The organism is Mesorhizobium sp. M4B.F.Ca.ET.089.01.1.1 (genome assembly GCF_004022605.1).
Classification (GTDB): Bacteria; Pseudomonadota; Alphaproteobacteria; order Rhizobiales; family Rhizobiaceae; genus Mesorhizobium; species Mesorhizobium abyssinicae.
Map to the genome: position 1 here is coordinate 1 of NZ_RZOS01000405.1, position 5,205 is coordinate 5,205.

The window sequence follows — 5,205 nt, forward strand, 5'->3', positions numbered from 1 at the left end:
CTCGAGGGGGCGGAAAAATTACCTACAGAGGGGAGGGCGGGGAGAACCCCGCCGATCCCACGAATTCCAGACCTGAGGCGGCGACCGGCGATGGCCGACCATAAATACCTTTCCATTCGCGGGGCGCGCGAACACAATCTGAAGAACGTCGATCTCGACCTGCCGCGTGACAGCCTTATCGTCATGACCGGCCTGTCAGGGTCCGGCAAGTCGTCGCTCGCCTTCGACACGATCTATGCCGAAGGCCAGCGCCGCTACGTCGAGAGCCTGTCGGCCTATGCGCGCCAGTTCCTGGAAATGATGCAGAAGCCTGATGTCGACCAGATCGACGGGCTGTCTCCCGCCATCTCCATCGAACAGAAGACGACGTCGAAGAATCCGCGCTCGACGGTCGGCACCGTCACCGAGATCTACGACTACATGCGCCTCCTGTTCGCGCGCGTCGGCGTTCCCTATTCGCCGGCCACCGGCCTGCCGATCGAGAGCCAGACGGTCAGCCAGATGGTCGACCGGGTGCTGGCGCTGGAGGAAGGCACGCGCCTGTTCCTGCTGGCGCCGATCGTGCGCGGCCGCAAGGGCGAGTACCGCAAGGAACTGCTGGAGCTGCAGAAGAAGGGTTTCCAGCGCGTCAAGGTCGACGGCGTCTTCTACGAGATCGCCGACGTGCCGGCGCTGGACAAGAAGTACAAGCACGACATCGACGTGGTCGTCGACCGCATTGTCCTGCGCGGCGACCTGGCGACGCGACTTGCCGATTCCATGGAGACGGCGCTTAAGCTTGCCGAGGGCCTGGCCGTTGCCGAATTCGCCGACAGGCCGCTCGACGCCAGCCTGACCGGTGGGGACTCGGTCAACAAGTCGAAGAACGAGACGCATGAGCGCATCCTGTTCTCGGAGAAATTCGCCTGCCCGGTTTCAGCCTTCACCATTCCGGAGATCGAGCCCAGGCTGTTCTCCTTCAACAATCCGTTCGGCGCCTGCCCGACCTGCGACGGTCTCGGCAGCCAGCGCGCCATCGACGCCAATCTGGTGGTGCCCGACGAGAACCTTTCGCTGCGCGACGGCGCGGTCAGCCCGTGGGCGAAGTCGACCTCGCCCTATTACGCGCAGACGCTGGAAGCGCTGGGCAAGGCCTATGGCTTCAAGCTCGGCGACAAGTTCAAGGATCTTTCCGCCGCGGCGCAGGAAGCCATCCTGCACGGCACCGGCGAGCGCGAGATCACCTTCCAGTACGATGACGGTCTGCGCTCCTACAAGACGACCAAGACCTTCGAGGGCGTCATCCCCAATCTCGACCGGCGCTGGAAGGAGACCGAATCCGCCTGGATGCGCGAGGAGATCGAGCGCTTCATGTCGGCGACCCCCTGCCCCTCCTGCGGCGGCTACCGGCTGAAGCCGGAGGCGCTGGCGGTGAAGATCGCGGGAAAACACATTGGCGAAGTGACCGAGCAGTCGATCCGCAAGGCCGACCAGTGGTTCACCGATCTGCCGGCGCAGCTCAACGACAAGCAGAACGAGATTGCGGTGCGCGTGCTCAAGGAGATCCGCGAGCGGCTGCGCTTCCTCAACGATGTCGGCCTCGACTATCTGACGCTTTCGCGCAATTCCGGCACGCTGTCGGGCGGCGAGAGCCAGCGCATCCGGCTCGCGTCGCAGATCGGCTCGGGCCTCACCGGCGTGCTCTATGTGCTGGACGAGCCGTCGATCGGCCTGCATCAGCGCGACAATGCTCGCCTGCTCGACACGCTGAAGCACCTGCGCGACATCGGCAACACGGTGATCGTGGTCGAGCATGACGAGGACGCGATCCTGCATGCCGACTATGTCGTCGACATCGGCCCGGCCGCCGGCATCCACGGCGGCGAGATCATCGCGCAAGGCACACCGCAGCAGATCATGGCGGCCCCCGCCTCGATCACCGGCAAATACCTGTCGGGCGAGCTCGAAGTGGCCACACCTGGCGTGCGCCGCGAGGCGAAGAAGAACCGGCGTATCAAGGTCGTCGGCGCGCGCGGCAACAATCTGAAGAACGTTACCGCCGAGATCCCGCTCGGCACCTTCACTGCCGTGACCGGCGTGTCCGGCGGCGGCAAGTCGACCTTCCTGATCGAGACGCTGTTCAAGGCGGCCTCGCGCCGCATCATGGGCTCGCGCCAGCATCCGGCCGAGCATGACCGCATCGAGGGGCTGGAGTTCCTCGACAAGGTCATCGACATCGACCAGTCGCCGATCGGCCGCACGCCGCGTTCCAACCCTGCCACCTATACCGGCGCCTTCACGCCGATTCGCGACTGGTTCGCGGGCCTGCCGGAGGCCAAGGCGCGCGGCTATCAGCCGGGACGCTTCTCGTTCAACGTCAAGGGCGGCCGCTGCGAGGCCTGCCAGGGCGACGGCGTCATCAAGATCGAGATGCACTTCCTGCCCGACGTCTACGTCACCTGCGACGTCTGCCACGGCAAGCGCTACAACCGTGAGACGCTCGACGTGCTGTTCAAGGGCAAGTCGATCGCCGACGTGCTCGACATGACGGTCGAGGAAGGCGTCGACTTCTTCGCTGCCGTGCCCGGCGTCCGCGACAAGCTGGAGACGCTGAAGCAGGTCGGCTTGGGCTACATCCATATCGGCCAGCAGGCGACGACTCTGTCGGGCGGCGAGGCGCAGCGTATCAAGCTCGCCAAGGAATTGTCGCGCAAGGCGACAGGCAAGACGCTCTACATCCTCGACGAGCCGACCACCGGCCTGCATTTCCACGACGTCGCCAAGTTGCTCGAAGTGCTGCATGAGCTGGTCGACCAGGGCAACACGGTGGTGGTCATCGAGCACAATCTCGAAGTCATCAAGACCGCCGACTGGGTGCTCGACCTCGGCCCCGAAGGCGGCGACGGCGGCGGCGAACTGGTCGCCTCCGGCACGCCGGAAGCGATCGTGCGCGAGAAGCGCAGCTACACCGGCCAGTTCCTCAAGGAGCTGCTGGAGCGGCGCCCCGGAGGCAAGCGCGAAGCGGCGGAGTAGTGCGCAATCGTCAGCGCCTGGAGAGCGTTTGAATGACAATCACAAAGGCGCTTGCGGCGGATCTCCCCGCGGTCGTTTCGCTGACCACCGCCGCCCATGCGCCCTACACCGCTCTGCTCGGCGCGCCACCCATGCCGGTGACGGAAGACTATGCGCCGCGCATCGAGCGCGGCGAGGTCTGGCTGCTGGAGAGCGGTGCTGAGCTTGCCGGGCTGATCGTGCTCGAGCGCCATGCCGACCATGTCATGATCTTCAGCGTGGCCGTGTCGCCTGCGTTTCAAGGCAAGAAGTTGGGCATCGCGCTGCTCGACTTCGCCGACGAACAGACACAGTCATGGGGTCTGCCGGAGGTGCGGCTCTACACCAATTCGCGGATGGAGCGAAACATCGCGCTCTATACAGCCTATGGTTTCCGGGAAACGGGTCGCCGGGCACACCCCTACCGGCCAGGATGGATTGTGGTCGACATGGCCAAGCCGGTCGACCAAGCCGCCTGATAGCTCTTTTGAAACTGGGAGGATGACAATGGCCAGCCAAGGAACGATCCGCTCGGGCATGGGCGGCTGGACGTTCGAGCCGTGGGACACGTCCTTCTATCCGGACAAGCTGTCCAAGGCCAAGCAGCTCCAATACGCCAGCCGGCAGGTGCCGAGCATCGAGGTCAACGGCACCTTCTATTCCAGCTTCAAGGAGCCGACCTTCGTGAAATGGGCGAGCGAGGCGCCGGACGGTTTCGTCTATTCGCTGAAAGGCAACCGCTTCGTCACCAACCGGCGCGTGCTGGGCGAGGCCGGCGAGTCGATGATGCGTTTCCTCGGCTCCGGCGTCGCCGCGCTCGGCGACAAGCTCGGCCCGATCCTGTGGCAGTTCGCGCCGACGAAGAAGTTCGACGCGGATGATTTCGAAGCCTTCTTGAAGCTGCTCCCCGAGAAGCAGGACGGCGTCGCGCTGCGCCACGCGCTGGAAGTCCGCCACGACAGCTTCATCGTGCCGGAATTCGCGGCGCTTGCGCGCAAGTACAAGGCGGCGATCGTCTATGCCGACCATGCCAAATATCCGGCTATCGCCGACGTCACCGGCGATTTCGTCTATGCGCGCCTGCAGACCGGCAGCGACGACAATCCCGACTGCTACACGCCGAAAGGGTTGGATGAGTGGGCGACGCGGGTAAAGACCTGGGCGGAAGGCAAGCAGCCGGCCGACCTGCCGCGCGTCGATCCCAAAATCGACGCGCCGGTCAAGCCGCGCGACGTGTTCGCCTATTTCATCACCGAGGGCAAGGTGCGCGCACCGTTCGGCGCCATGGCGCTGATGAAGCGCGTGACGGGCTGACGCGGCAAAATCTCGGTATCTTCGCGGATATCGTAACGGTATCGACACTTCCTTGCGGCACTAATAGCCGACGCCAGAGCAGACTCTGGCGCCGCCGCCGGCAAGGACAGGGCATGCTGCTCGACTACAATTCAATGCTGCTGGCGGTCGGCTTTTCCGCCGCCTGCCTCAGCATGACGTTGTTCGGCACATGGCTGACCGCCCGCTCCGACAGGTTCCTTCTGACCTGGGCCATCAGCGTGCTGCTGATCGTCGGCGAGGTGTTTGTCTATGACGCTTATATCGAATCCCCTGGGCCTGTCCTTGGCGTTCTGACGCTGGCACTTCTGCTGCTCGGCTTTTCGGTGATGCTGGGTGCCGCCCACCAGTTCAGGACAGGGCGCTCGCCATTGCCGCGCGTCCTGGTGGGCGCCGGCATTTCGCTCGCTTTGGCGCTGCCGCCCATGGCGCTCGGCTATGACGGGCTTGGCTTCATGCTGGAGAATTTCCTTGCCGGCCTGCTGCTGTTCGCGACGGCGCATGAATACTGGCGCGGGCGGGAGGAAGCGCCTGCGCCGCTGCAGGGTGTCGCCCTGCTCTATTCGCTGACCGCGGCTTCGTTCGTGCTGTGCGCGGCGGTGCTGGCCTGGGACGGCAGGCTGGTGCTCGGCCACGCGCCGAGCAACTGGGCCGAGGATCTCAGCCTCATCATCGTCATCGCCTCGATGACCGGCATCGGCGGGCTGTCGCTGGCGCTGAACCAGGGGCGGCTGGCGCAGCATCACCGGCGCAATGCGCTCACCGATCCGCTGACCGGCCTGCTCAACCGGCGCGCGCTGTTCGACCTGCATGGCGAAGCGCCGGTAGGCGCTTTCATGGCGG

4 protein-coding genes are annotated in these 5,205 nt (G+C 64.9%); all 4 read left to right on the top strand.

Annotation, left to right across the window (positions count from 1 at the left end; all coding sequences use genetic code 11):
* Positions 1 to 90 precede the first annotated feature (90 nt).
* Positions 91 to 3,012, top strand: a complete 2,922-nt coding sequence (gene uvrA, locus EN780_RS27045; protein ID WP_128275823.1) for an excinuclease ABC subunit UvrA — start codon at positions 91 to 93, stop codon at positions 3,010 to 3,012.
* A gap of 32 nt (positions 3,013 to 3,044) precedes the next feature.
* Complete coding sequence (locus EN780_RS27050; RefSeq protein ID WP_128275824.1) at positions 3,045 to 3,509, top strand: N-acetyltransferase; 465 nt, start codon at positions 3,045 to 3,047, stop codon at positions 3,507 to 3,509.
* Positions 3,510 to 3,537: 28 nt separating this feature from the next.
* Positions 3,538 to 4,344 carry a DUF72 domain-containing protein gene (locus EN780_RS27055; protein WP_128275825.1) on the top strand — a complete coding sequence of 269 codons (807 nt, stop codon included), beginning with the start codon at positions 3,538 to 3,540 and terminating at the stop codon, positions 4,342 to 4,344.
* Positions 4,345 to 4,457: 113 nt separating this feature from the next.
* Positions 4,458 to 5,205 (top strand): GGDEF domain-containing protein (locus EN780_RS27060; protein WP_133372728.1); only part of this gene is annotated, 748 nt, incomplete at its 3' end.

Bases quoted from the DNA above. Each gene is read 5' to 3' on its own strand.
- uvrA (WP_128275823.1), top strand. From the start codon at position 91: ATGGCCGACCATAAATACCTTTCCATTCGCGGGGCGCGCGAACACAAT.
- EN780_RS27050 (WP_128275824.1), top strand. From the start codon at position 3,045: ATGACAATCACAAAGGCGCTTGCGGCGGATCTCCCCGCGGTCGTTTCG.
- EN780_RS27055 (WP_128275825.1), top strand. From the start codon at position 3,538: ATGGCCAGCCAAGGAACGATCCGCTCGGGCATGGGCGGCTGGACGTTC.